Origin of the sequence: Mesorhizobium sp. M7A.F.Ca.CA.002.15.2.1, assembly GCF_003998715.1 — a bacterium.
In the GTDB taxonomy this organism is placed as follows: Bacteria; Pseudomonadota; Alphaproteobacteria; order Rhizobiales; family Rhizobiaceae; genus Mesorhizobium; species Mesorhizobium ciceri.
This window is the reverse complement of record NZ_RZPI01001111.1, coordinates 1-961: the sequence shown is the minus strand read 5'-3', so window position 1 is coordinate 961 and position 961 is coordinate 1. Positions and strand designations below refer to the sequence as shown.

1 protein-coding gene and 1 pseudogene are annotated in these 961 nt (G+C 63.3%); both read right to left on the bottom strand.

Annotated elements, in window-relative coordinates; translation table 11 throughout:
* Nucleotides 1-696 (bottom strand): ABC transporter substrate-binding protein (locus ENZ74_RS33000; RefSeq protein WP_164761455.1); only part of this gene is annotated, 696 nt, incomplete at its 3' end.
* A gap of 49 nt (nt 697-745) precedes the next feature.
* Nucleotides 746-961: pseudogene (locus ENZ74_RS32995) on the bottom strand (ABC transporter ATP-binding protein); the annotation flags it as partial.

The window sequence follows — 961 nt, the reverse complement described above, 5'->3', positions numbered from 1 at the left end:
GGTGTCCATGTCAGCCATGATGTTGTCGCCGCCGGCGGCAGTGATCATGGCGCTGGGGATGGCGAACTTGCCTGCGGTGAACGGCTTGTCCTCGCCGGAATCGTAGAGGAACACCCGCGTGCCCTTGGCGCTGCCGACCTTGGCGGTGATGTCGGCGAGCTGCGCCTTCCAGCCAGAGACAAGCTTTTCAGCCTCGGCCTCCTTGCCGAAGATCTTGCCCAGCTTTTCGACGTCGCCATAGAGCAGGTCCATCGAGGCGGCGGGGCGGCTCTTGTCGAGATGGACGCAGCTTTCCGTCAGAACCAGCGTCTTGATGCCGTGCGGGGCAAGCGTGTCGGGCGTCACCTCGCCACCCGGCTTCATGCCGTAGTACCAGCCGGCGAAGAAGAAATCCGGCTCCACGGCCACGAGGTTTTCGAGCGTCGGATATTTCGGCGCCAGCTCCGGGATCGAACCCTGCTCTGCCTTGAATTCGGAACCGACCTTGTACCATCCGGTGATGCCCGTCAGGCCGACCATTGACGGCTGCAATTTCAGCGCGAAAGCCATCTCAGCCATGTTCAGATCGTGGATGACAGCGCGCTTCGGCGGCGCGTCGAAGGTCAGCGGCTTGCCGCAGCTGTCGACGGTTACCGGGAAGGCGAAGGCGGTCGAGGTCAGCAGCGAGACGGCAAGCGAAAAAGCGAGGCGTTTCACGGGTATGCTCCTTGTGGGTGGGATCGGGTCGACTATGGAACGGCTTCAATCACGACGGCGGCGCGGCACGGTTCGGAACCTCGAACACCGTCAACTCTCGATCCTCGGTTGGATGGCGCAGGCGCAGCACATCGATGCCGAAAATCTCGCGGATCAGCTGTTGGGCCAGCGCTTCGCGCGGTGCGGCGAGCGCTTGCAGACGGGCATGGTTCATCACCGCCACCCTGGTGGCGAAGGGTGCTACCAGCGCCAGATCGTGCAGCAC